Below are 25375 nucleotides of genomic sequence, written 5' to 3'. Positions count from 1 at the left end.
TAGAAAAGGAAAAAACATAATGTTTATTATATGATCAGCTTTGCACATAAACCATACTATTAATAAGGGGTCGAGATGAAAAAAAGTACTAGTGCTCGGCGCATCCGGCTATGTGGGATCGCAGTTACTGCTTCAACTGTGTCGCAAAGGCTATCATGTGACGGCAGCCGCTCGTCAGATAGAGTATTTGAAAGCACGGGTCACTGCCCACCCAAATCTAGAATTGATTTATCTTGACTTAGCAGACCAAGAGGAAACACTGCGCGTTGTACCAGAATATGAGGTCATCTACTTTTTAGTTCATGGGATGGCTCATGGGCATGACTTTCTTGAATATGAAATATCTCTTGCTGAGCACTTCTCTTCCGCCTTGAAGAACAGTCATGTTAAACACGTGATCTATCTCAGTGCAATTCAACCCCAGACTGGCAATTCGGAACACCTGAAAGCACGTCGAATGACCGGCGATATTATTCGTAAAGCAGGTATACCCGTCACCGAACTTCGAGCGGGTGTCATTATAGGCCCTGGTTCTGCGGCGTTTGAGATCATGAGAGACTTTGTCTACAACATGCCCCTCTTGATCACTCCGAAATGGGTCGACTCGAAAGCCAACCCTATTGCATTGGAAAACCTCAATCATTACTTGTTGTCGCTTATCGAGGAATCCCCAACCTGTCACGCACTTTACGAAGTTGGAGGACCAGATACACTGAGTTATCGTGACCAATTCGAAACCATCAGCGCCGTAATTCAAAAACCTATCAAGTTGTGGTCCACATCTTTTCTCACTCCTCAGCTCGCATCGCGCTGGCTAGGCATCATCACTTCCGTTCCTTCCAGTATAGGGGCGGCGCTGTTGTCAGGCTTAGAACACGATTTTATTGCCAACTCCGAAGAGATCCATCAACGCTACCCTCAAGCACTGGTCAGTTACGAGCAAATGGTCAGAAAAAGCATCGACGAAGAAGGTCATTTTGTTCGCAGCGAAGTCTGGGGCTTCGACCCAGCGGCTCTTAAGCGCTGGCAAGCTGGCTATGGCTACTACCCAAAACAGACGGGGGCCAGTATAGAAACGGATTTAAGCTCAGAACAACTATGGGAAGTAATCAAGCAAATTGGTAGCAGAAAAGAGGGTTACTTTTTTTGCCAACCTGATGTGGCGTATAAGGGAGTGGCTCGATCTGTTTTTTGGCGGAGGACGACCTGTCCGGCGCTCTCCACCTGGGCCAGAGTTACAAGTGGGCGACTATATTGACTCTTGGAAAGTGATTCGCTGTGAAAGAGAACACTTTCTGTCCCTGCTGTTTGGCATGAAAGGGCCAGGCCTAGGGCGCTTGGAATTTTCATTGGAAGACTTAGGCAGCAAACGCAGACTGATTGTTAGAGCATGGTGGCATCCGCAAGGTTTAAGAGGTTTACTTTACTGGTTCGCCATGATACCTGCGCATTTATTTATATTTAAAGGCATGGTGAAAGCCATTGTCCGAAAAGCAAAAGAGCTTCCCTAATGGAAGCTCTTTTCTAATCAAAATGCACAGCGAGCTATGCTGGATAACCAATTGGAATCTCAGCCAAGTGATTTCCTTGGTTGCCTGGATAAACCAGATACTCCCCGTGGTACTTAACGTTTGACTTGTAGTCGGTGATCTTATGCAGCATGAAACCTGCTGCCGATGCTTTTTCAACAAATTGTGCGTGATTACCACGCACAAACCAACTCATTGGCTTAATCAGTCTTTCTCCGTCGAAACAGTCATCGCACTGATTCGTGCACAACGCGAACGAGTTTGGGCCTTCAGTAAATATCTGAACTTTACCGCAGTTAAGAAGCGGCTCCGAGGTCGAGATCTCCCAGCCACTCTCTTCCATCTGGTCGATAAACTGGTTGATTTCACTGTCTGTAATCACTCGCTCCGCTTCCCCTTGAGGGAAAAACTCAGCGTAAAACTTAGAGATACGCTGAAATGTAGGCATTAATCCTGCCTGATTGCCTTTCGAGCGCCCCGCTTTTTGCCAACGAGTGAGGTCGTCAACGACACAGCGATGAAAACGCTGTGATTTCAAAGCACGAGTCACCCAACGCACCAGATAATGATTGTTTGCTACCGGTGCATCCGCAGCCTTACCTGATTTATGATCTGCGGCCAACTCTTCCAAAGCGGAGTTGACCAAGTTTTGTATTTCAGCAGTGTACTGAGACATTACGCCTTTCTTCCAAATATCCAGTAAAATGCGGCGGACAGAATTGAACACGCCGTCATAACAGTAATCATTGGCCAAGTAGCCCCATCAGGCAATATTGCCACGACAAAACCTATCACAGACCCCGTGCCAAAACGTAGTGTTCCTGCAAGTGAAGAAGCCGTGCCCGCCATCGCTGGATAGCCACTCAGCAATAAGCCCATGGTGTTACTACCTATGGTCGACAACGTACCAATGAAAAGGACCACGAAAGGTACAGTGCCCCACAGCCCTAGGTCAAGTACCCAGCCCGCAAATAGGCCTAACCCAGCAACAAGTTGGACCAACAAGCCGAATCTGAGCATGGAATGAGAGCCGACCTTCTTCACCAGACGACCATTGATGGTAGTCATAATGATCATCGCGACAATATTCAACGCAAACAGATAACCAAAGTGGTCCGGCTGCACACCATATATATCAATATAAACGAATGAACCTGCGGTCAGAAACGCGAACATGCCAGCAAAAGAGAACGAACCAGATAGAATCAAGCCCATAGCGACCGGATTCTTGCATAAACGGAAATAGTTACGCATCGTCGTCCCAAAGCGAAGGGGTTGCTTGTTCTCTTCGCTCAATGTCTCTGGAATTTTCAACAAAACCAGAGCGATCACGACCACAGAAAACGCAGCCAAAATCCAGAAAATCGCACGCCAGCCAAACCAAACTGCAATATGCCCGCCTATCATAGGGGCAACCAAAGGCGCAATCGTAATGACTAACGTGACAAATGACATGGCACGAGCGAAATCTTCGCGGTCGAACATGTCACGCACAACAGCTTGAATGATGACAGCCGCCGCTGCACCTGCAAAACCTTGTGCGGTACGGACTAAAGTCAATGCTTCAATTCCGGTCGTTGTTGCACTAACAACCGAAGCAAGACCAAAGAAAAACACACCGAGAATCAAAATTGGCCTACGGCCATAACTGTCGGCAAGAGGTCCGTGAATCAACTGACCGATGGCAAAGCCGGCGGTGTACATAGTGAGAGTAATTTGCACTGCCCCATCCGCAACACCAAGGTCACGGGCGATGGTCGGCATCGCGGGCAAGTACATATCAATAGCGAGTGGCGTTAATGCGCCGATGGCACCCAGAACAAGAAAAAGAAGAAAAGTGATTTGGGGTGCTTTGGTTTGCTCTAATGCAGTATCAGACATAAATCTCCTACTCAATTGCGTTAGATATGCAGCTTCCGTGCTACAACCAAACAGAAAAGAAAGACTCGCATCCACGAGCCTTGTAGCCGATCTATACTGAGCGATAACTAACTAAAAGACTAGTTCCTAATTGGAACTAAACTATTTCCAATTTAGATGATTAGTTCCAAACTGAATCAATTTCTTGTTGCGTCAGATAACGATACTCACCGGGCTCCAACTCGTCATCAAGAACGATACTACCAATACACTCGCGGTGGAGATGCTCTACTTTATTACCCAATGCGGCAAACATACGCTTTACCTGATGGTACTTACCTTCCGTTATGGTCAGCAGAACTTCTTTTTCTTCTTCATCAACAATGTCTAACTTCGCTGGCAACGTCGCCGCCTTTTCATTTCGAAGTTCAATACCCTGCTCAAATCGTGTTACGTAATCGGCCCCAATCGGGTCAGCCAACCAAACCCGGTAGGTTTTCTCGCATTTATGTTTTGGCGACGTAATACGGTGCGACCACTGACCATCGTCGGTAATCAACACCAAACCCGTTGTATCGACATCTAAACGCCCTGCGAAATGAAGGTCTTCCATCTTCACCTCATCGAGCAACATAAAGGCCGTTTGATTAAATCCATCTTCATGCGAACAGACAAAACCATCGGGTTTGAACAACATGATATAGCGAGGTCCCGGCTTTTGGATCTCACGCCCTTGCCACTCGACAATACAGTCGTCGGTCACTTTCACGGCACCACTTTTCTGTACAGTATCGTTAACGGTGACGTCACCACTTTTAATGATTTTTGTTGCTTCTTTACGTGTCGCACCCAGTGCATCACACAAGTATTTATCTAAACGCATGAATACCTCATCTCAATCAGGTGGGGTATTATAAAGCCACTAGACTAAATAGTTGAGCTATTTCACACGATTTATGTATACACTCAGACCTTATCAAGCCGACTCGGTGAAAGCCGTGATCCACTATTTCCGTAAACACTCCAGCCCCGCCGTTCTCGTGTTACCAACAGGAGCAGGAAAAAGCCTGGTGATTGCTGAACTCGCCAGACTGGCTAAAGGTCGGGTATTAGTCATGGCACATGTTAAAGAGCTGGTGGAGCAAAACCACGCGAAATACGAAGGGTACGACCTCAAAGGGTCAATCTATTCTGCCGGTTTAGGCCGCAAAGAGACCGACCAACAAGTGGTGTTTGCGTCCGTACAGTCCGTCGTGAGAAATCTCGATGACTTCAAGAACCAATTCTCACTGCTGGTCATTGACGAATGCCATCGCGTTCCGGATAACAAGAATACGAGTTATCAGAAGGTCATTTCTCACCTTCGTGAGCTAAACCCGGGCATCAAGGTGCTCGGTTTAACTGCCACGCCTTATCGTCTTGGCATGGGTTGGATTTATCAATATCACACGCGCGGCCTAGTCAGAACAGAGGAGCCAAGGTTCTTTCGAGACTGCATTTTCGAGTTGCCTATTCGCTATTTGCTTGATGAAAAGTTTCTCACCCCTGCTCGCATGATGGACGCTCCTGTACTGAGCTACGACTTCTCACAGCTCAAACCCGCCACCACAGGCCGCTACAAAGAAGCGGAACTGGACATGGTGATCGACAAAGCCAAGCGTGCGACACCTCAAATTGTCGAGCAAATCATTCACCTAGCTAAAGACAAACAAGGCATCATGGTTTTTGCAGCAACGGTGCGACATGCTCAAGAAATCTATGGTTTGCTTCCCAAAGGCCAAACAGCTCTTGTGATTGGCGACACCCCAACACCAGAGCGCGACACCATCATCCAAGATTTTAAAGATCGTAAAATTAAGTACTTGGTGAATGTATCTGTGTTGACCACGGGATTTGATGCCCCTCATGTCGACCTGATCGCCATTCTGCGCCCAACTGAATCCATCAGCTTATATCAGCAGATTGTTGGACGAGGGCTACGTCTTTCGCCGGGCAAAGAAGAGTGCTTAGTTTTGGACTATGCCGGCAATAGCTACGATCTCTATCAGCCGGAAGTGGGAGATGCAAAACCAGACTCGAACAGCGAAATCATCACCATCCCCTGCCCGGCTTGTGGTTTCAACAACAACTTTTGGGGGAAACTCGATAGTAATGGCTTTCTGATTGAGCACTATGGCCGAAAATGTCAGGGCTTTTTCGAAGACGAAGAAACGGGGGAACGCGAGCACTGCAATTATCGTTTTCGCGCAAAATATTGCGGGGAGTGCGGTGCGGACAATGATATCGCAGCACGAATTTGTCACGAATGCGACGCCACCTTAGTCGACCCAGACAAGAAGCTTAAAGAGGCATTAAATTTAAAAGACGCCTTAGTATTCGAGTGCTTGTCGATGGATTTGAGCGTTCACAAGGATGACAAAGGCAAAAGCAGCCTTAAGGTTTCCTATGTGGGAGAAAACCAAGCTCAAGTGCATGAATTCTGGTCTTTAACGACGAAGAAACAGAAACAGACATTCAAGGATATGTTTGTTCGCCCGCATCTTGCTGATAAACATCGTCCATTTGACGATGCCTCTCCCACCAAAGTGGTCAATAATCAACATCGTTTCAGGCCGCCGCAGTTCGTGATCGCACGCAAAGCTGGGCGATTCTGGAAAATGCGTGACAAAATCTTCGAAGATGAGCTGACCAATTAAGCCCTAACAGCTAAGTCTTAATATTCACTTTGTATTCAGAAAACATCCATTATACTGAGTCATAGAATTTCTGAGAAGGTAACGCTATGTTTCATAAGCAGTTAATTTGCTCCCTTGTTGTCACTTTCGCTATGGTGCTGGCTTACCCTACCTACGCTGACAGACATGATGATAGAGATGGCCATGCTCTGGTACAGGATGTCCATAAAGCGGGGACAGAAATTGAATTTGAAGAAGATCAGGACGAAGTCTACGACGCGGTTCGTAAAGGCTATATTCGCCCCTTTTCCGAACTATACGCGGCGGTAGAACAAGACCTTCATGGACGCATTATCAAAGTCGAGCTTGAAGAAGACGATGATATCTGGATTTACGAACTAAAGTTAAATTACAACAACAACATCATCAAAGTTGAATACAACGCGAAAACGCTGGAAATGATGCTCATCAAAGGTCGCAATTTCAAGCAAGCCCTGAAAAAATAGTAGAAGAACGTCATGAAAATACTTGTAGTGGAAGATGAACCTCGTCTTGGGGAACAAATTGTACAAGCACTTGAACAGAATGGTTGGGTGCCCGAGCTGTCTATAGATGGCATTGACGCACTTTATCGTGCGACCTCCGAGGACTGGGACGCCATTGTGCTCGACCTTGGCCTGCCAAAACTTGACGGTCTGACCGTGCTCAAAGGTATTCGAGATGAGAACATCAATACCCCCGTCATTATTCTCAGTGCGCGAGACACACTTACTCAGCGCGTTGAAGGCCTCAATGCAGGTGCAGACGACTATCAGACTAAACCGTTCGAAATGGTTGAACTGATCGCTCGAATTCGTGCTCAACTTCGCCGCGCGTCCGGTAACGCCTCTCCTGTCATGCAAGTAGGCAACCTGAGCTTAGACACTCGCTCGTCTAAAGTCATGTGGCAAGGCCAGGCGATTGACCTAACAGCACTCGAATATAAAGTGGTTGCTTACTTTATGCATAACCCAGAAAAGGTGATCTCGCGGACCGAGTTAGTAGAACACATCTACAAGCAAGATTTCGATCGCGATTCCAATACCATAGAAGTATTTATCGGCCGGATACGCAAAAAGATCGCACCGAAGGTGTTCAAAACCGTCCGAGGACTGGGATACCAGCTCAATGCCGAATAAAAAAGCGCATTTACTTAAAAAGCTTAGCCTTAGGAGCCGCCTCGTTCTAGCGGCGGTTGTCTGGCTGACCGCGATGATCATCGCCGCTGGCGTAATGGTACCTTCTCAGGTGTATGTCTACATGGAAGATGAAGCCAAGGCTCAGCTAGCCACCTACATGGACGAAATTGCCGCGACAATCGAAGCAGATGAAAAAGGCAATATCACCATAGGGACTCCCCTCTCTGATCCAAGATTCAATCGCCCCTATAGTGGCCTCTACTGGTCCGCCAAAACAGATAAAGATTTATTGCGCTCTCGTTCTCTGTGGGACAAGGTGCTGACCGAAAAAGGTGATCATAATGTGCTAGGCGCCCGAGAGGAAAAGCTCATCCATATCGAATCAACACTGTATTACCCTGATTACGATGGCCCTATCGAAGTCACCATCGGCATTGACGAACAACCCATAGAGGACACGGTCCGCAACTTGATGGGGCAGCTTTGGGTCATACTCGCTCTGCTTTACCTTGGGGTCCTGACACTTATTGTCATTCAGGTACAGTGGTCTCTGAGCCCATTAACCAAGATGCACAGAGAGCTCTCTCAGCTCCGCTCCGGCAACAAGACCCAACTCGAAGAAGACTATCCACGTGAAGTCGCGCCCGTCGTGTCCGATTTGAATGCTCTTGTTTTCCATTATCAGGAATTATTAGAGCGTGCTCGCCACCATGCGGGGAACCTTTCTCATGCACTGAAAACCCCGCTTTCAGTGCTAAAGAATGAAGTCGCCAACCAAGACCAACACACCAAGCAACAACTTCAACCTTCGCTCGATCAGATTCAAAGCCAGATAGATTACCACTTGGGCCGCGCCCGAATGGCTGGCGCTAAAAACATTCTTTCTGTGAAATCCTATCCATCTGAACGTGTCGATGCGATCTCAATGGCTTTTGATAAAGTCTACGCTGAGCGTGATATCACACTGATCAATGAACTCGATTCTGAATTGGTTACCGCGGTCGAACAGACTGATCTTGACGAAATGGTCGGCAATATTCTAGAAAATGCTTATAAATGGTCTGACAGCATCATTCGCGTTCACGCGACTCAAAATAGCGAAGACGCCGAAGCCATCGATATCATCATTGAAGATGACGGGCAAGGTATCCCCGAAGAGAAACTCAAGCAAGTACTTAAACGCGGCGTACGCTTAGATGAGACCACTCCGGGCACAGGGTTAGGTTTGAACATTGTCAGTGAAATGGCCCACAGTTATCGTGGCAAGTTAACCTTAGACCGCAGCTCTATGGGTGGTTTAAAGGCTATCTTATCAATGAAAACCACCCACTAAACCACCTCCCCACAACACACCTCAAAAGCAGACATTTTTGCCTGCTTTACTGTTGACTATTGCCGCCCAACAGCCTCATTCCATCGTCTTGGCTCAGTCACCATATCGTCAAGCAGATCAGCGCTTCCTTTGACCGAATTTGACAACATGAAAACTAAACCAATCATGATTTATGATGATTCAGTTAACATTTGCGGGCATGCAAACATAATGAGCAAACATTGTACCAAATCCGCTTTATTCAAATGAAAACAAAATCAATGATTGCTTTGGCTGTTGCTCTGGCTACGACTGAAGCACACGCAGAGGAAGAACAGCCCCTTCCTCAAGATCCTTTTTCAGCTCAAACAAAACTGGGGTTTATCTATACCGAAAACACCAGTTCATCGCTGTCTTATAATACCGCATTGATTTTAGGCTATAGCAAAGACCAATGGGAACACAAAGGTAGTTTTGAAAGCTACTATACGGAGGCCGATAACGCTGAAGACGGAGCCAACCGCTACACCATTAATGCGGGATCAACCTATGACTATACTCAAACCAGCTTCTTAAGAGCAGCCACTCGTTTTGAGAACGACCTATACGGCACCTATCGCAAGCAGTGGGTCCTGATGAGTGGCCTCGGTTTCTATTTGCGCAATACCGATAGAACTAAACTGTCAGTCTCACTGGGTCCGGGTTACCGAATCTCTCAACGTCAACCAACGGATAGTGAATTTCCCTCTCTGCGTAACTACGAAGTGATCGCCACCTCAACCTTGGATGGTTCGATCGCCTTTTCAGAAACGTTTTCCATCGGTGCCGTTGTAGACCTAGCGCATGGTGAAGAGAATACTCATTACAGCACTAAAGCGTACGTAAAAAAACACGCTAATGGGCAGTCTATCCTTGGTCTTTGATATGGAATACATCTACAACACTACCGTTGCTGAGGATCAATCCAATGATGAAATCTACTCAACCATGAGCCTTAATTACGATTTTTAAGGTTATTTTATTTATTAATAAGCTATGCAATCAGATAGATTTGAGTTAGGAAACGACGTCAAAACTCACCAAAACAGCAAGAGGCTACACAAGGATGATTGTATGAAAAAAGCCCTCGTAGTGTTGTCATTGACTGCCACCATTATTGCTAGCGGCAGCCTTATCACCAGTTACCTGCGCTTGGAGCAGAACAAACGGGTAGATGCACAGGAGATCCTGACAACCATTCAGCACGACAACCAACTCAGTATCGCCGATCGCATTGTGCATACCTCTGGTATCTTTATTGGTGTTGACTATAAAGACAATACGTTGACCTCTATTAATTCAGAGAAAGAGGTGCTGATCAAAGACTTAAACCACGTCGATTGCTTTACTCTGCTCGACTACGTCACTTCCCTCGCCTTTTCCGACTCCTTCGGCCAATTCGATAAAAACCTTAAGCTCGCACGCTACTTATACGGTAACGTAGACTTTCTCATGCGCCGTCATTTCTTTTCTGATTGGTTGGATAATAGTCCATTTAATGTCCAAGATGTGACGCTCGACCTTGATTCTAGAGCGGTCACAACAGTGAAGCAGATCAACCAAAGAACCTCAGACGGTGAACGCTGGGTACCTTCAGTACCAATCAAAGACAAGAACATCAGTTTCATTCCACGTGAATTTATCGATGAGGCATTAATCAAAGAGCTTAGAAATGGTGATCTGATTGGCATTTATAGCCATAAGCGCGGGCTTGATGTTTCCCACACGGGGATCTTTGTCGAGAATGGTAATCGACCTATCTTCCGCCATGCCTCTTCCCTTGAAGGCAAAGTCGTCGACACACCAATGCTGGAATATCTAAAAAGCAAACCCGGTATCATCGTTTATCGGTTCTCCACCAGCACTTCTTCAAGTTAAAAAAAACGGCAACTTAACAAGTTGCCGTTTTTGTCTGCGATTAACGCCGATTTAGTAAGTCATATGCAATATGACTTTATGCCCCACAAGCGCCGCATTGTTTTCCCCCAATTTGGCCACTTTCATGTGACCGTCAAAGGAACCAGGTCTGACGAACAGTTGCTCGATAATGCCCTTACGTAACGGTTCTATATCTAGCGGTTGATGTTCTTGCATAGCAAAAAACACACCATCACTGTCAAGCTCGTAAAGCCCTGAACCCGTATAGCCAACTCGACTTTGCGGTAATACCGCGTAAACGTCGTAGCTGCTGTTCTCTTTCAGGGTCAGTTCAATTCTCATTGGTAGCGTAACGGCAAAATCATCGTCCGGATTGGTAGAGGACACATGCACTACCGTATGGCTGATCATATGGCGGTTCACTTGGTTGTCATCGCCATACGAAACCGCCGCCCCAAAGGCAACGCCCGCGATAAGCGGAGTAATGGTCAATAATTTATTCACAACTGAGCACTCCACTGTCTGATTTAAAACTCAGAGATCGACCTTTTTCGTCCACGAGCAACGTCAACTCGCCAAAGTCGTATAACGTCGAATTTGGGTAATGCACTTTCGCTGCGTTGTTTTCCGGGGCAAACCAACAAGAGGCAAACGCTTGCTGCTCAAAAGAGGCATAAGCCAATGGTGAGCTCGAATTTTCGATGATTGAGTAGCTGGCGACTGCGCCAAAAACAAACCATCCAGTTGCAATAAGCAGGGAGCGGTACTTCGCCATACGACTGTGCAGCGCGCCTTCGAGTTGTTGATCGGTGGAGGTTTCCATCCTTTCAGCGAAGACCTCTTCCACTTGCTCAAGGTCACTTTCGGGCTGGTACGTCTCTACCCTTCCGACAAATTCATAACCGATACCACGTACCGTGCGGATGATGTCACCAGCACGATCTTCCAGTGCTCGACGACAATTGGAGATGCAGTGTAACAAACTGCTGCTCTCGACTACGATGCCCCGCTTTAGCCACACTTCATGCATCAATTCGTGTTTAGTCAGCGTCTCACCCTCTCGCTCGATCATATAGTTCAGTAGCGCTATCTCATTGATTCCTATCGGATGACGAACATTACTCCCCTGACTGTGAATATAACCTTGCTCAACATCGAGAATATGGCTTTCATTAATCAGTAACATGCTTTAACCCTCAACGAGCTGCTTACGCAATACGCTTTTTCGCGAAGCTTTGCTACCGCAACATAAGCCATTGGAACAAAGAACAGCGAGAAGAAAGTACCAAACGTCAAACCGCCGACCAGAACCAGACCAATGTTTACTCGACCTAGCGAACCCGGACCTTCTGCCAGAGCAAGAGGAAGTGAACCGATGATCATCGTCAGAGACGTCATCAGGATAGGACGTAGACGAGAGCGCGCACTCATTAACGCCGCTTCCATCACTTCCACACCTTCCTTACGCTTAAGGTTGGCAAATTCCACCATCAAGATGCCGTGCTTGGTCACCAAACCAACCAAAGTCAGCAAACCAATCTTAGAGTACAGGTTCAGGCTTTGACCAAAGACACTTAACGTCAGTATCGCCCCCACCAGACACAGAGGAACGGTGATGAGAATCACCAATGGGTCTACAAAACTCTCAAACTGAGCAGCAAGGATCAGGAAGATAAAGATCAGCGCCAGACCAAACAGCATCTGCATACCCGCTGATGACTCGTTAAGCTCTTTAATCACGCCATCGTACTCATAGCTTTGCCCCGATTTCAGCAGCTCAGGAACCTTCTTATCAAGAAACGCTTGAACATCATCGGCGCTGTAACCCGGAGCCAAGTCTGCGGTGATCTCTGCGGCGTCTTTACCTGCGTAGGTTTTGATGTTTGATTCTGCCGTCACAGGCTTAATCGATACGAACTGAGACAGTGGCAACCTTTGACCAGATTCAGAGCTCACATACAGCTTATCTAAAACTTTAAAGTCACCTAACGCTTGGCGGTTTACCTGAACCTGAATTGGGTAAGTAAATCCATCATCGGCTTGCAGATCGGCCGCTTTCACAGAGCCTAAAAAAAGTAGAGATGGCATTGGTGACGTTGCCATAGTCTACGCCAGACAACACAATCGCATTACGGTCAATCGACATATCAAATCGTAACTGGTCGCGGTGCGTCGAGTTATCTACGTTCGACAGTCCAGGGTAATCCTCAAGTAGCTCCGCCACTTTTGCAGCGGTATCAGATAACTCCTCTAGATCGCGGTTCACCGTCGTCAACTGAAGAATCAAGTTATTTGCCACATCAAGGTTATCCGCAGAACGAACAGAGAACGATGTCGTATAGGCCGAAACGGTTTGTTTCGCTTTCGCAATCATCTCATTGATGATGTCATCTGCGCTCTTACTCCGCTCTTGCCAAGGTTTCAGCAGCACATGGTTAGTTGGAGCACTTTCAATATAAGCCAGATTCGCTTCAATTTGGTTATTGCCAGCAAACACTGCGTTGATTTGGTCTGCATTATCCAGGTCGTAGAGACGACCTGCCCCCGCAGGGCCATGAGACGTCACTTCAATGAAGCCAGTATCTTCAGTAGGCAGAAGAACTTTTGGCATAAACCATACAGCAACAACAGACAAAACAGTCAGGATTGCAGTACCCGCTAAAACCTGACGTGGACGCTTAAACCATGCATTCAGGTACACCATATACTTGTCGGTCATGGCGTTCAGTTTGGTTTCGACCCACTGGAACCATTTTGGTGACGTTGTCACCGATTTCAACATATAGGCACTCATCATCGGAGATAGAGTTAATGCTACGAATCCTGAGATGATGACTGATGCCGCTAGCGTAAAGGCAAACTGTCGAAACAGATCCGCCGTCAGACCTGACATCAAACCAATCGGTAAGTACACCACGGCCAACGTTAAGGTCATCGCGATGACTGGAAAAACAATTTCTTTACAGCTCTGAAGTGCGGCTGCAAATGGTGAAAGACCTTCCTCAATATGTCGGTAACAGTTTTCAACCACAACGATAGCGTCATCTACCACTAGGCCAATGGCAAGAATAATAGCTAAGATGGTCAGCACGTTGATGCTAAAGCCCAACATTGCCATCACACCAAATACACCGATCACACAGACAGGAATGGTTATAAGAGGAATCGCTGCAACGCGCAGTGAACCTAAGAACAAAACAACAATCGCCGATACGAGCACAATCGCTTCAAGCAAAGTCATAAAACCTTGGTCAATCGCTTCTTCGATAAAGTCAGCCTGATTGTAGACCATCTTCATCTCAACATTGTCCGGTACTTCCATCGTTGCCATGGCCGCTTTTACGCGGTTCGCAACCGTCACTGGGTTTTCAGATTTAAGTGGTAACACCTGCAGAGACATCGCCATATCACCATCGACATGAAGCATGCTTGGCTCAAGGCTCTCCTCACCCATTTGAACGTCGGCCACATCGTTAACACGAACAATATTGCCATTATCGACACGAATAACGAGGTCACGCACATCTTCAATAGACGTAACCTGATTAACAGGGTTGATTGAGAAGTCACGGACTTCACCCTTGATCGTCCCTGCAGTAAACGTCGCATTGTAAGTGCTCAATGTACCCACAACGTCAGAAGCACTGACGTTCAGAGCGGCCATGCGTTCAGGTTGCAACCAAACACGAATCGCTCGGTTAGCGCCACCGTAAGGTCCCCACACACCACCAACACCCAGTACGTTTTTGAACTGGGGGGCAATCTGCTGACTGATGAAGTCATACAGCTCCTGCTTCTCCATCTCACCACGGTTAACGAATGTGATAATGTTACTTGGCATTGCCGTGTCAGAAGAGTCATCCGTTACTGTCGGTTTGTCTGTCATCGCTGGGGGAAGTCAGAAATACCATCCACCTTACTGCGCAGATTGTTCATCAGGCTTGCATACTCCACCTCACTGACCCCATCCTCAAATTGGATCTTGAGAGAACAGCTGCCTTCCTGACAATCGGTTGTCATCGTCTTGATCTTATCCAGACCAGTAACCGCCGTGATCAGCTCCTGCGCGACGTTTTGTGACATAAACTCTGCGCTCGCCCCGGTAATTGATGCACTGACCGTTGCCGTTGCCGTCTGGCGTTCAGGAAAATATTGAATCGCAAGTTTTTGATACGAAACTAGGCCTAATAAAACAATCGCAATGCTCAATACTGATGCGAGTACTGGATGCTTAATGCATATCTCAGGCAGCTTCATTCGTCACCTCCGCAGGCTTTTCGTTTGCCGGCTCAGCGACCTTTTTTTGTACTTTTTCTACTTCGGTCGGAAGTTCAGCGGCAGGTTTCTCAGCCTCCGCTTCTATGGCTGGCTGAGCAGGTAAAGTGCGTGACGGCAAAGTCACTGGCGATGTAGTATTTTGAACAGAGACAGGCGCCTCGTGATTGAGATTTTGTCGGCCTGTTACAACCACGGTTTCGCCTAGTTTGAGGCCAGATTCAATTGTCACATAACCACTATTGGTATTTTCACCAAGCTCGACTGGACGCTTGATCGCTTTGTTGTCTTCAACGACCCAAACGAAACGCTGGTCTCCGTCAGCGCCAACCGATGTCTGAGAAACGACGAGGTGTGGTTTTGCCTCACCAATCGTTTGAGAAACCTTGGCGAACATGCCTGGCACTAACGCATTTTCAGGGTTATCAAAATGCGCGTGAATTTCTACACGGCCAGAGCTTTCATCAACAAGTGGTGCGATATAGTTTACCTTGCCAGTGAACGTCTGGTCTTGGTATGCATCGACCGTTAAAGACACGTGCTGACCCAGCTTCGCTTTACCGACTTCTGACTGGCTGATTGAGTAATGCACTTCCACCGGATCAAGCTTGATCAAGCTTACCAAAGCCGTTGCTGCTTCCACTCGACTACCAACAGAGTGGGTAAAATTGGTCAGCTGACCATCAAATGGAGCAACCAACTGATAGTTCTGCATATCCGTTTTCTTTTGACGGAAGTCTGCACGCGCCAGATTTGCTTGTTGCTTCAGTTCTTCGACATCCTGAGCAGACATGGAGTCAGGTTGTTTCTTTAGCAATGCCAACACACGGTCTAGCTTAGACTCAGCCAAGGCCAGCGAGCTTTCTGCTTTATCGAGTTCAGCTTTAGCTTGGTCATCATCAAGTTGAGCGATGAGCTCGCCTTCCTTAACCACGTCACCATCGCTGAATTTTAACGACTTAAGTTTTTCACCTGCACTGAACGTCAACGCAGCAGAATCGGTTGCTTTAATTTTGCCCACTTCATTCAGTGAAACCGCGCTTGATTGCTCGGTGACCACTTCGATGGTGACCGGAATAGCAGGAACTTGGTCTTGTGCAATCACGTTAACGGCGTAAACCGAGCTCGCAGTGCATAAAACAGACAACGGTAAAGCCTTAGCATTTTTCATGACTTGTCTCTAATTGATGAAACTTGCCGCTTGTTATACCTAAGATTTTCCTTACTAAGTTAGGGCTTTGTCAGGTGAGCAATCTTTAATCATTAACCATTATTAAAAAACCTCAAACCCATGTTTTAAAAGAAGAAATACACAAAAAAGCCAGCATCTAAATGCTGGCTTTTGCACTATTTTTGAACACTAGGGCTCTGCAAAAATAAACAGGTAGGAGTACCTTGGTGCAACCAAGATCGTTTGTGCTTTACCGATACGAATGACTTTCAAATCTTCCATTGAGTGCATTCCCCGTTGACTAAACATCGTTTCCATCAGGTTTAACTTTTTACCATCTGGGACAACTTGCTCAGCAGAGGTCGGCATGAGTGATAACCCATAAGAATCAAAATGGTAGTTGCCTGCGGTATTAAATCCAACCAGATTGCCGGTTAAAAAATACAATTCATACTGACCAGAGCGCTTCAAGTTCATTGAAGCGCGCATATTAACTAACTCACTGCCTTCGATTTTGGGGACAACAATTTTCGTGTGACTTTCGAAGTTTTGGTGCATGGTCGGAGAGTTGACGTAAGCCGCCATACCACCAATTGCTAAGCCAGCTATGACACTGGTGATCGCCATGGTCTTACTCACACACCACCTCCACTTCCTCTGGCAGGTAACTGACCGACGTGCCATCCTGATCAACCAAGATCACCTGATTACCCGTTTGGAAAGCTCGGACATTAGCCAGTGTAATCGGCTTATCCGTTTTAACCGTACACCCCAAATAACGCGTTTCCGTATAGTCAGCTTCAACCCAAGGCGAGCGTAAATTAAACATAAGCAGGTATCCTACCAATGCACTCAAACTAAACGACACCAAATAACGTGCATTACGCTTTTTCAATACCGTTGACGCAAGATCTGAGGCCACCACATTGTCAGGCGAAACTAAGGGTGCCACCTCATTAGCAACAACCTCAGGTGCGTATTCCCTGACATCACCGTTAAATTGATAACCCACACCACGAATCGTGCTGATGATTTCACCGTTTTTATCTTGGAGTGCCTTGCGGCAGCTTGACACGCAGTGCAACAAACTGCTTTCTTCAACAATGACGCCTTTTTTTATGCCAGACCTGTTGCAAAAGTTCGGTTTTAGATAGAGGTTTATGAGGGTGCTCGATCATGTATTGAAGCAACGCAACTTCGTTACCGCCTAGCATGTTTTTTTGGCCGGACTCCGCGTTTTCCACTGAACCGGCAAGCAAATTGAGAATATGATTATTATTAATTATCAGCATCGTAATCGACTGAATGGGGGAACGTTCTATTCTCTAACCATATCTCAAAACTTGAAAAAAAGAAAAACCCAACCCAAGAAGAGTGAGTTTTCGCAAAGCTTTTTGTTGGCTATTTTCCAGCGTGAGCCACCATTGCTTCTTTAATAACCAATACTTGGCCATCCGTAAAATAGTCATGTTGATCATCTAACGCAGTTGGCACAGAAAGCGGTTCAAAAGCGATGGTTCGCTGCGGCCGTACCAACTTCACTTGTTGAGCAAGTTTATCTCGCTCTTCATCCACATTCGGATCTACGGTGTGTAGTACGGTAACAATGCCCGAATAAGCAGTAAGCGTTAATCCATCGTCATAGCTTATTGCTCCTAGCCAAAACGGCTGATTACTTTGTGGGTCTACTCCTCCCTTCCACCAACGAATGTGGCTTCGCTGAACCCAATCTCCGGGCAGCTGAAACGCCATATCTTGAGGGATTTGGTTCCAAAACAAATCAGACACTGGTGGAGTCTGGTTATTCATCAAATCCAAATATATGGATGGGTCAATCTCATGACGTGAAAAAGTGTGATTTTCTATCCAGCCAAGTTGTGACATCAGTTGACGAGGAGATTCCCCAAAATAGAGCACATTGATTGCCTGGGCATCAAACACGGAAGATTTCCCCGGATAGGCTTTGAAGTTAAGCGCTGTAGGCGCAATTTTGGCAGCTGGCCCTGTCTGCACAGCAAAATCATCAGATAGATGGAAAAAATGCGTGTAGTTGGCATACAGCATCGAGCCCAGCAGAAACAGCGAGAATTTAGGCAACATTAAACGCCACTTTAAGCGTTTACCGATAAACAGAAAAATAACACTAGCAGCAACAGCCATCAGGCTGGTTTGGTGCTCAACAATGACGGCTTTGACTTCAGCAACGATTGGCAATGAATCGATACCATAAGCGAGCAGATAGCCCCACATCACAAATTGGCCAACGCCCAACACTAGGCCTATCGAAGAGAAGATGCTGAAGCGTCTCCATGTTACCTTGTGGGTTCCGGCCATAAAAGGGACCACCCATGCAATAGGCCCAAGTAGACGAGCAAACACCAATACTGTGTTACCTCGCTTTGCCATCAGATGGCGACATCGGGCTATCGGACGCCTAGTCTTAGGCTGCCACTTAACCAGTTTCTTCTGAGCAGGTAACCCTACTTTTCGTCCTATGAAATAGCTGGCCTGATCGCCAAGCAAGCCACCAAGCAGTACCGCAAAAACGCCAGTGATAACCCCCTGATGCAACTGATAACCCGCAGCGATCAGAAAAGGCTCTCCCGGTACAAATAGATTGGGGCCTATCAGCGCATCCAGTAAGGCCCCAACAAACAGGCTAGCTCCTTCAAACATCACCAAGATCCCTGAGCTTTATTGCTCTTTGTAGTGGCCGAACTTGTATTCCATCTCGTTATTGCGCATTTCCCCAAAGAAGAAACGGCGAACATTGGCTTTAAAATAAGTCATGCCCATTTTGAACATACCCTCTTGATCTAAGCGACGAGGGTCAAAACCAAACGTCAGGTTCAACAAGCGGAATCGCCACGTCTTGCTGGCGCGTTTCACATAGTCGCAGTCTTCACACAATACGATTTGCTCATCAAAGCCATTCAGTTGTTCATGTACGCGTTTGGTCGAGAAAATACACGCCCCTACCGCGGTGGGGAAAATAAACTGCGTTGTAAACAGACCTAAGTTAAACAAACCATAACCTAGCTTGTGCACCACGGGCAGATCTTTGGCACCCATATACACACCCGCAACCTCAAGCTGCTTTTCTTCTAACTGGCTGACGGCGTTGGCTAAGAAGTTTGGCGCTAGTCGCACATCGGCATCGAGAAACAACAAACGCTCATGCTTAGCCATAGTGGCTCCCGTATTACGCCCTAGGCTCACACCACGCGTTTCCATCTTATGCACCGTCAATGCAGGTAGAGAAGCCTCATACGCGCTGGCCACTTCTCTTGTCGCATCTTCGCTGTCTGAGTCGACAAGAATCACTTCAAAATCGCGATGTGTCTGCTTGCTCAAATCTTCCATCAAACGGCCAATGCGCTTTTCTTCATCCAAGGTAATAACAACAATACTTACTGGTCCCATAATGAACTCCTCATCAATCATTCACGATATGTACAATACGCCGGTGAGACTTAATCATTAGTGAGGAGAATGTTCAGATTCGGTTCAGATTGAAGGCCTACTTTGGATACTGTAATGTGAGCCAGTGGCTCCTTTTGCAACCAAGGCTAAGCCACTGAAAGTATTTACTCAAAAGATCACCAGTTAGATGGGTTTCCTATTGCGGGAAAAGCAAGACAGTGATAGTATCCGCGCTCGCTTGAAGAGTTACTACCAATTACTCGAAAGCGTTTACCACATTCACGCGAGGTCGCATCGCAGAATGTGACGTTATTTTTTTCATATTTGAGAGTAAATACTATGAAATTTGAAGCAGTAGTACGTACTGAACTAGGTAAAGGTGCGAGCCGCCGCCTACGTCACGCTGGTCAATTCCCTGCTATCGTTTACGGTGGTGAGGCTGCGCCAGTATCTATCGTTCTTAACCACGACGACGTTGTTAACCAAATGGACAAGCCTGAGTTCTACGAAGGTATCGTTCTAGTGATCGACGGCGCAGAAGTTAAAGTTAAGCCACAAGACGTTCAGCGTCACGCTTACAAGCCAAAAGTTGAGCACATGGACTTCATCCGCATCTAATTCCCTACCAAGGAATTAAATCGGATTAAATCCAGCCTTTTGCATATAAGATAATCGGACTTACCAACCGAGAAATCTAAAAATTCGAAACCCCGATGCTACCAACATCGGGGTTTCACCGTTTTTGGGCCCTCAAAAACGCTCTCAATTCTCTTCAACTTACTGAAACTTAGTCACTTTAACTCACGCTACAATAGCCACATCATTTCTGTGTGGATTAAGTCATGTATGAGAGTGCCTCCAAGAACATCTAAACGGTTTGCGAGTAAATCCTATATCATTGTTGCACTTCCTATTAAATCGCTTACTAATGAGGCTACAGGAATGGATAACAAGACTTTTACCGAGCAAGAACGACTCGAAGGATTAGATGCTCACACTGCACATGCAGATGAGTGGGCGGATCTGGTTAAGGAAGAGGTTGGTTTGGATGAAATAAACGAAGATGGCAGCTACGAATAGAGCATTTAGTAGCAGCTGCTTAGCTTTAAATTGACCGGAGGGGCTTACTCATTTTTAAACAAAAGCACGTTAAAGTATGGATTATAACGAGCCAAAATTGGATTAGAAAAAGTATCTTGAAGCATTAAATGTGTTAACTATTTTTTAATGGCTTCCCTTGTAGGTTTACCGCTTTGTTGATGGTTCCCCAGAGCATATTAGTTCCCCACAAGATAACTACAAAATAAATAAGCCAAAATGTAAGTGCGAGGTATACAGTAGCCGCATCATTAACTTGATATATGATTACACACCAAACCAAAGACAAGAATGCAAGTAAACCAAAGCCTACACTCACAATTCTCAGTTTTTCAATCATTCGTTTTTTACGAGTTGAAACTATTTCAGTTAGAGAAAACTCATTAAGTTCTAAGTCGACAGTGCAATACCTACCATTTATTCTGCCATAATGCTCAAGTTTTAAGAAAGCACCGGGTTCATTTAAAAACCACTCGATTTCACCCTTAGTTAACTCTGCCCTTGTAATTCCATTGAGTAAAATTAGTATCTCCGGATAGTTGTTATCAAGGTCACTTGCGAGTCCCTTAATTGTGGAATACTTGCTGTGTAGCTCTTTGGCTTGTTCTCCTCTTATACTTTTTAGCTTTTGGAAGGTAATTAAAAGAGTAGTGATACTAACCATTATCCCAACTAAACCAGCAAGTGGAGTTATATAATTACTAATGTCCATGTAATTCCCTTAAGATAGTTAACGCCTTGCTCTTACGAATCCCCTCATAATTTCTATATAAAACAATGAGTAGACGCGCATCGCTCATTCTTATCTAATGAATTTCGCCAAAAACACACCTGATTAAATCGATCTAATAGGGAGCCCTAACGATGCGCGACATTCAATTCTACAGCAAACTATTGTGAATCAATGCCCTGAAATTCACAAAAAACGACTTAGTTCTCTGATACTTGCAACCAAAGCGGTTTTTGATGGCTCTGACCTAACACTCACTAAAATTGTAAGAGCTCTCGACACCAATACCACAGTGAAACATGCCATCAAACGTATATTAAATTCAGTACACACACCAAAAGACCCACCAAAGACCGCCTTAGTGACTAATACATGGCCCATCGTTCGACAATATTGAGCTCAGTAGTTAGAGCTACTACAAGATTCCAATACCACGACACATGGAGACTGTTGACGCAACAACTCACTAAACTGCTGAGGTGTCAGTTCTTTATTGGAAAGCACCTTTGAGTTTAAATAAACACATACTTGGATAGCCTTAGTGGCTAGGTCAATACCAATGATCGTGGATTTCATCTTGTTAAGCGACTCATATACCAGAAACCTGTAATGACAAACTAGGTTTTAACCCTAGCTTATGGAAAAGTTCAACGAGCTCTAAAGCTATATTGATTGCTAATGATGAGTCTTCAGCATTGGGCTTATACTTTAGATCTGAGTGCGCTATTTTGTTCCTAGCAACACGAATTTTTTCAAGTTTTTTATACAATGCAAACGGAAGCACGCCTCCTAGTTCAAGCATATTGATGATAATGCTAATCGTATAGTCTCGATCCGTCAGTTTCTTTAATCTTTCTGAGTTAACTCGCTTACTTTCTTCTCCGATTTGGTTAAATGAAATTAAATACTCCACCCACTTTTTCGATAATAGGCGTTCGATACAGAACCAAGCTAAGACGATTGATGTATCATAATTACCAATCTTATATTCGCTTATGCTTTTCGAGATAGATGCTATTGATTTCTCCATACCTGGAAATGAAAATAACAACTCAAAATTACAAACAGCTAGTTTCAGAGCCTCGGCACTAACGATTCCTCTAGCTAAAATTCTATTATCGATGCTTAATGGAATGTCCCGTCTATAACTGGATAAGTACCTAGCCATTTGATATGTCGAAGCTATACTTTCAGTGGAAATGTTCTCGCCTTTAACACGACTTCCTTCAACCGTCATAGAAAAAGCATCACGACTAGTTACCTCATGAAGAGAAAATATTGCAATACGAGAAGTCAGAATGATTGCCGAGTCTAACACCAAATAAAAAGCGTTTAGATAACTAAGATAAAGACCCCAACGGTCTATCGTCTCTTCAAGATTCAGGTCTAAAGATCTGCTAGCATCTTTCAAACTGAGCATGATTCGTCCATCGCGACAGATTGCTAACTCAAACTTTTCATGTTGATGCTCAAAAACAATTTCACTCATTAGCTCTGTAAAACTAGCCTGTGTCTGAGATTCATCGACATTAAGAGGAGCGATAGCCCAGTAAGGCTTTGATGGATAGAATGCTACATATGATTTTGTCACTGAAAACTCCAAATTATTCGCCTAATTTTCTTAATGACAGACAGTCTAATTTTTGTAGTGGTCAACAAATTCCGGACACTAACTTAAGCCGATTTTCGGCAGTAACTGGGGACAGCCCATCATTTGCTTGATGAGGCCGGTGCCTATTGTAGTAATTCATTAAGTAATAGCTGATATCCCTCTTTGCCTGAGTTTGGGTTAAATATCCTGTCGCTGGTATCCATTCGGTTTTTAGGCTTCTAAATAGCCTTTCCATAGGAGCATTATCCCAGCAATTACCTCGACGACTCATGCTCTGAGTTATGCGATATCGCCAAAGCCTTTGACGGTATTTTAGGCTACTGTATTGGCTTCCTTGGTCTGAGTGGAACATCACGTTGTTAGGTCGTCCTCGTTGTTCCCAAGCCATGTCCAAGGCTTTGCAAGTCAACTCTGCATTAGGTTTGTCTGATAGTGCCCAACCCACTACACGACGGCTAAATAGGTCGAGTACAACAGCCAGATAACTCCACTTTGAACCGCACCAGATGTAAGTAATATCGCCACACCAAACTTCATTTGGAGTGGTAACAGAGAACTCACGCTTCAACCTATTGGGGATATCTGGTCGCTCTAGCTTAGCCTGCTTATAGCGATGCGAGCCCGGTTGTTTGCTTATCAGCTCTGCTTCTTGCATAAGCTTACGTACTTTGAAACGTCCGACATCAAAGCCTTCAGACTTCAGCATAGAAGCAAGAGTTCTGCTACCAGCAGCGCCGCGACTCATGTTAAAGAGCTGCTTCATTCTGCTGGCTAACCGAATGCGATTAACATCCGGCTTTCGTTGTTTAAACTCGTAGTAGCAGGAAGACGCAACATCGAACAGCTCACAAAGAACTTTGACCGTTTCGTGCTCCCTCAACTGGTCAATTAGCGAGAACGTTCTAGTTCGTCCGACATTAAGAGAGCTGTAGCTTTTTTTTAGTATGGATTTTTCTCTTTCTAAGCGATTAATCCTAGCTTCTAACTCTTGGATCTTCTGCTGTTCTGGCGTCAAAGCTTTAACCGTTGGCGTTTCTCCGCCACGCTCAATCTTTAGTTGCTCGACCCAGCGTCGTAAGGCTGTATCACCGATGTCTAGAGAGCGTGCCGCCTCAGATATTGAGTAACCTTGATCAAGAACCAAGCTTGCAGCTTCTACTTTGAATTCAGAAGAAAATGTACGTCGTTGTCGTTTTGTCATTGAACACCTCATGTATGGTGGAGACTTTACCACCTAATTTGGTGTCCGGGATCATTAAACCACTACATTTTCTGTCCACCTGACTTTTAATCAAATTACCATAACTCATTAAAAACCATCTAATGCGCACAATGTTGCACACTCTTCCATCACATAAAAACGCGCGAGCGCGTTATCTTGGCAAGAATTGCGCTAATCCTATGGCTAACAATAACTTATAAAACCCTTCAACAGCTAAACAAGACTGAACTCTCAACAAAACAAGCCACTTTTCATACTCAAACCGAGTCTAACCCCAATAAACGGTATAAATGAACACCCCAAAAGCTTAGAGCGAACACTCAACTCCAAACCTCTGTAATATCAGACCTGCTCGTTGATAGCCAGTTAACGCGAGGTGAGAGTTTGCTCTGCCTTAAGCGTTTTCACGATGCCGTCTCGCTGACTATCAGATAGCGGAAACCAGCGGTTCTTCTGGATCTGCGGTTCAGACAGTACCTCAAGCAGTGCGTCTGGGCTGAGTTTCGCCTTCCCATGCGCCACCAGCTCGATCGGCTGTGCACACAAAGACTGTAAACGACAAATACATTGGTCAACGTCTTGGGTAAAACATAAATTATAGGCATTTTGGTTCTGCATCTTAACTAAACAGAGATCGGGGGTGTCACGAGATGGGGAGCAATGCTCAGTAAAGCGATTGAGTTGCGCTTGTCTAATAATCGCTTCAAGCCAGCTATATTTGGACGTTTGTTTAGGGTCGGGCCCATTGAGCAGCGTCGATAAATCACGCATATGGGAGCGAATCGATTCCGGCTCGGTGTGAATGCGATAGCAAATAGAGTTGAGAACCTTCAGAACGTGCTCGTCTGTGAGTTTTGGCATGGTAACCTCCAACAGGAAAACATTTCCATCACCACACAGAGACCCCATAACAAAGGGTGGTGAACTGAACAAGGTTGATACTACCGGAACATTCGAAACGGCCAGCCGAAGCTGCCTCGCCCAGCTCACCGTAATACCGAATCGAATTGCGCAATAACTAAGCAATTCGAATTTCGACGGGTGCGCCGAAGCACACATAGCGAAAGCCAACAGTTCAGTTAGCTACTATGCGTAGAATGTTCAACGGGGTATCAATCCCGGCACCGGATTTTGCCAGTGCTTTTGCAGGATATCGCTGGGGTTCAGAAGAGTCAACGGTTTCAGCGTGTAGGCCGATTAACTGGTCAAAAATCAGTATCTTGTAAAGAGGTGTGTTAACAATGTGTCGAGTAAAGGATGAGGTTTAGAAAAGCCCGTCACAGAAAACGGCTTCTATTGTTTGAGGCAGAGAAGAGATACCCGACCAAGAAAGTAAAGCTTACCAAAGATGTGACGAACGATTTAGGGCTTTT

General features: G+C 45.6%; 20 protein-coding genes and 4 pseudogenes. 9 read left to right on the top strand and 15 right to left on the bottom strand.

Features of this window, described 5'->3' with window-relative positions:
* The first annotated feature begins 91 nt into the window (after positions 1 to 91).
* Positions 92 to 1511, top strand: a pseudogene (locus KW548_09330) (SDR family oxidoreductase).
* Between the two features lie 34 nt (positions 1512 to 1545).
* On the opposite strand, the gene KW548_09325 reads toward KW548_09330, so the two are convergent.
* From KW548_09325 to rsuA, 3 genes are all read right to left on the bottom strand, one after another.
* A complete protein-coding gene (locus tag KW548_09325) occupies positions 1546 to 2205 on the bottom strand; it encodes a DUF2913 family protein (protein QXX05456.1) in 660 nt (219 codons plus the stop codon).
* Positions 2205 to 3410 (bottom strand): Bcr/CflA family multidrug efflux MFS transporter, encoded by a 1206-nt coding sequence (locus KW548_09320; protein ID QXX05455.1) that lies wholly within the window; start codon positions 3408 to 3410, stop codon positions 2205 to 2207. Before KW548_09320 ends, KW548_09325 begins: the two co-directional genes overlap by 1 nt.
* 160 nt (positions 3411 to 3570) lie before the next feature.
* A complete protein-coding gene (rsuA, locus tag KW548_09315) occupies positions 3571 to 4272 on the bottom strand; it encodes a 16S rRNA pseudouridine(516) synthase RsuA (protein ID QXX05454.1) in 702 nt (233 codons plus the stop codon).
* A 73-nt stretch (positions 4273 to 4345) separates the two neighbouring features.
* On the opposite strand from rsuA, the gene KW548_09310 reads away from it, so the two are divergent.
* The 6 genes and pseudogenes from KW548_09310 (at position 4346) to KW548_09285 (ending at position 10471) form a co-directional block, all read left to right on the top strand.
* Positions 4346 to 6085 (top strand): DEAD/DEAH box helicase, encoded by a 1740-nt coding sequence (locus KW548_09310; protein QXX05453.1) that lies wholly within the window; start codon positions 4346 to 4348, stop codon positions 6083 to 6085.
* Between the two features lie 86 nt (positions 6086 to 6171).
* Positions 6172 to 6570: a hypothetical protein gene (locus tag KW548_09305; protein QXX05452.1), complete on the top strand. Its 399-nt coding sequence runs from the start codon at positions 6172 to 6174 to the stop codon at positions 6568 to 6570.
* Positions 6571 to 6582: 12 nt separating this feature from the next.
* Entirely contained in the window at positions 6583 to 7242 is a 660-nt protein-coding gene (locus KW548_09300) for a response regulator transcription factor (protein ID QXX05451.1), read from the top strand.
* Positions 7232 to 8575, top strand: coding sequence for an ATP-binding protein (locus KW548_09295; protein QXX05450.1), 1344 nt, complete (start codon positions 7232 to 7234; stop codon positions 8573 to 8575). Before KW548_09300 ends, KW548_09295 begins: the two co-directional genes overlap by 11 nt.
* A 260-nt stretch (positions 8576 to 8835) precedes the next feature.
* Positions 8836 to 9565 (top strand): annotated as a pseudogene (locus KW548_09290) (DUF481 domain-containing protein).
* A 102-nt stretch (positions 9566 to 9667) separates the two neighbouring features.
* Positions 9668 to 10471 (top strand): DUF1460 domain-containing protein, encoded by an 804-nt coding sequence (locus tag KW548_09285; GenBank protein QXX05449.1) that lies wholly within the window; start codon positions 9668 to 9670, stop codon positions 10469 to 10471.
* Between the two features lie 51 nt (positions 10472 to 10522).
* On the opposite strand, the gene KW548_09280 is transcribed toward KW548_09285, so the two are convergent.
* From KW548_09280 to KW548_09245, 8 genes and pseudogenes are all read right to left on the bottom strand, one after another.
* The gene (locus KW548_09280) at positions 10523 to 10975 is read right to left on the bottom strand and encodes a hypothetical protein (GenBank protein QXX05448.1); all 453 of its coding nucleotides are present in this window, start codon (positions 10973 to 10975) and stop codon (positions 10523 to 10525) included.
* Complete coding sequence (locus KW548_09275) at positions 10968 to 11657, bottom strand: winged helix-turn-helix domain-containing protein (protein QXX05447.1); 690 nt, start codon at positions 11655 to 11657, stop codon at positions 10968 to 10970. Before KW548_09275 ends, KW548_09280 begins: the two co-directional genes overlap by 8 nt.
* Positions 11648 to 14728, bottom strand: a pseudogene (locus KW548_09270) (efflux RND transporter permease subunit). Before KW548_09270 ends, KW548_09275 begins: the two are co-directional and overlap by 10 nt.
* Positions 14715 to 15917: an efflux RND transporter periplasmic adaptor subunit gene (locus KW548_09265; protein QXX05446.1), complete on the bottom strand. Its 1203-nt coding sequence runs from the start codon at positions 15915 to 15917 to the stop codon at positions 14715 to 14717. The pseudogene KW548_09270 and the gene KW548_09265 overlap by 14 nt, the downstream one beginning before the upstream one ends.
* A gap of 189 nt (positions 15918 to 16106) precedes the next feature.
* Positions 16107 to 16556: a hypothetical protein gene (locus KW548_09260; protein QXX05445.1), complete on the bottom strand. Its 450-nt coding sequence runs from the start codon at positions 16554 to 16556 to the stop codon at positions 16107 to 16109.
* Positions 16549 to 17209, bottom strand: a pseudogene (locus KW548_09255) (winged helix-turn-helix domain-containing protein). The gene KW548_09260 and the pseudogene KW548_09255 overlap by 8 nt, the downstream one beginning before the upstream one ends.
* Positions 17210 to 17318: 109 nt before the next feature.
* Positions 17319 to 18593, bottom strand: coding sequence for an LssY C-terminal domain-containing protein (locus KW548_09250; protein QXX05444.1), 1275 nt, complete (start codon positions 18591 to 18593; stop codon positions 17319 to 17321).
* Between the two features lie 18 nt (positions 18594 to 18611).
* Entirely contained in the window at positions 18612 to 19340 is a 729-nt protein-coding gene (locus KW548_09245; GenBank protein QXX05443.1) for a glycosyltransferase, read from the bottom strand.
* Positions 19341 to 19679: 339 nt separating this feature from the next.
* Here KW548_09245 and rplY point away from each other — a divergent pair, with 339 nt between their 5' ends.
* Positions 19680 to 19958, top strand: coding sequence for a 50S ribosomal protein L25 (gene rplY / locus KW548_09240; protein ID QXX05442.1), 279 nt, complete (start codon positions 19680 to 19682; stop codon positions 19956 to 19958).
* Positions 19959 to 20282: 324 nt separating this feature from the next.
* On the top strand, positions 20283 to 20420 hold the full coding sequence (locus KW548_09235) for a hypothetical protein (protein QXX05441.1): 138 nt from the start codon (positions 20283 to 20285) through the stop codon (positions 20418 to 20420).
* Between the two features lie 133 nt (positions 20421 to 20553).
* Here KW548_09235 and KW548_09230 read toward each other — a convergent pair whose 3' ends face one another.
* From KW548_09230 to KW548_09215, 4 genes are all read right to left on the bottom strand, one after another.
* Positions 20554 to 21150 carry a hypothetical protein gene (locus tag KW548_09230; protein QXX05440.1) on the bottom strand — a complete coding sequence of 199 codons (597 nt, stop codon included), beginning with the start codon at positions 21148 to 21150 and terminating at the stop codon, positions 20554 to 20556.
* 607 nt (positions 21151 to 21757) lie between these two features.
* Entirely contained in the window at positions 21758 to 22759 is a 1002-nt protein-coding gene (locus KW548_09225) for a hypothetical protein (GenBank protein QXX05439.1), read from the bottom strand.
* A gap of 61 nt (positions 22760 to 22820) precedes the next feature.
* Positions 22821 to 23981: an IS3 family transposase gene (locus KW548_09220; GenBank protein QXX05438.1), complete on the bottom strand. Its 1161-nt coding sequence runs from the start codon at positions 23979 to 23981 to the stop codon at positions 22821 to 22823.
* 387 nt (positions 23982 to 24368) lie between these two features.
* Positions 24369 to 24863 (bottom strand): hypothetical protein, encoded by a 495-nt coding sequence (locus KW548_09215; GenBank protein QXX05437.1) that lies wholly within the window; start codon positions 24861 to 24863, stop codon positions 24369 to 24371.
* Between the last annotated feature and the right edge of the window lie 512 nt (positions 24864 to 25375).

The organism is Vibrio neptunius (assembly GCA_019339365.1).
GTDB lineage: Bacteria > Pseudomonadota > Gammaproteobacteria > Enterobacterales > Vibrionaceae > Vibrio > Vibrio neptunius.
Note: the sequence above shows the minus strand (reverse complement) of the source record. Positions and strands in the feature narration are given on the sequence as shown.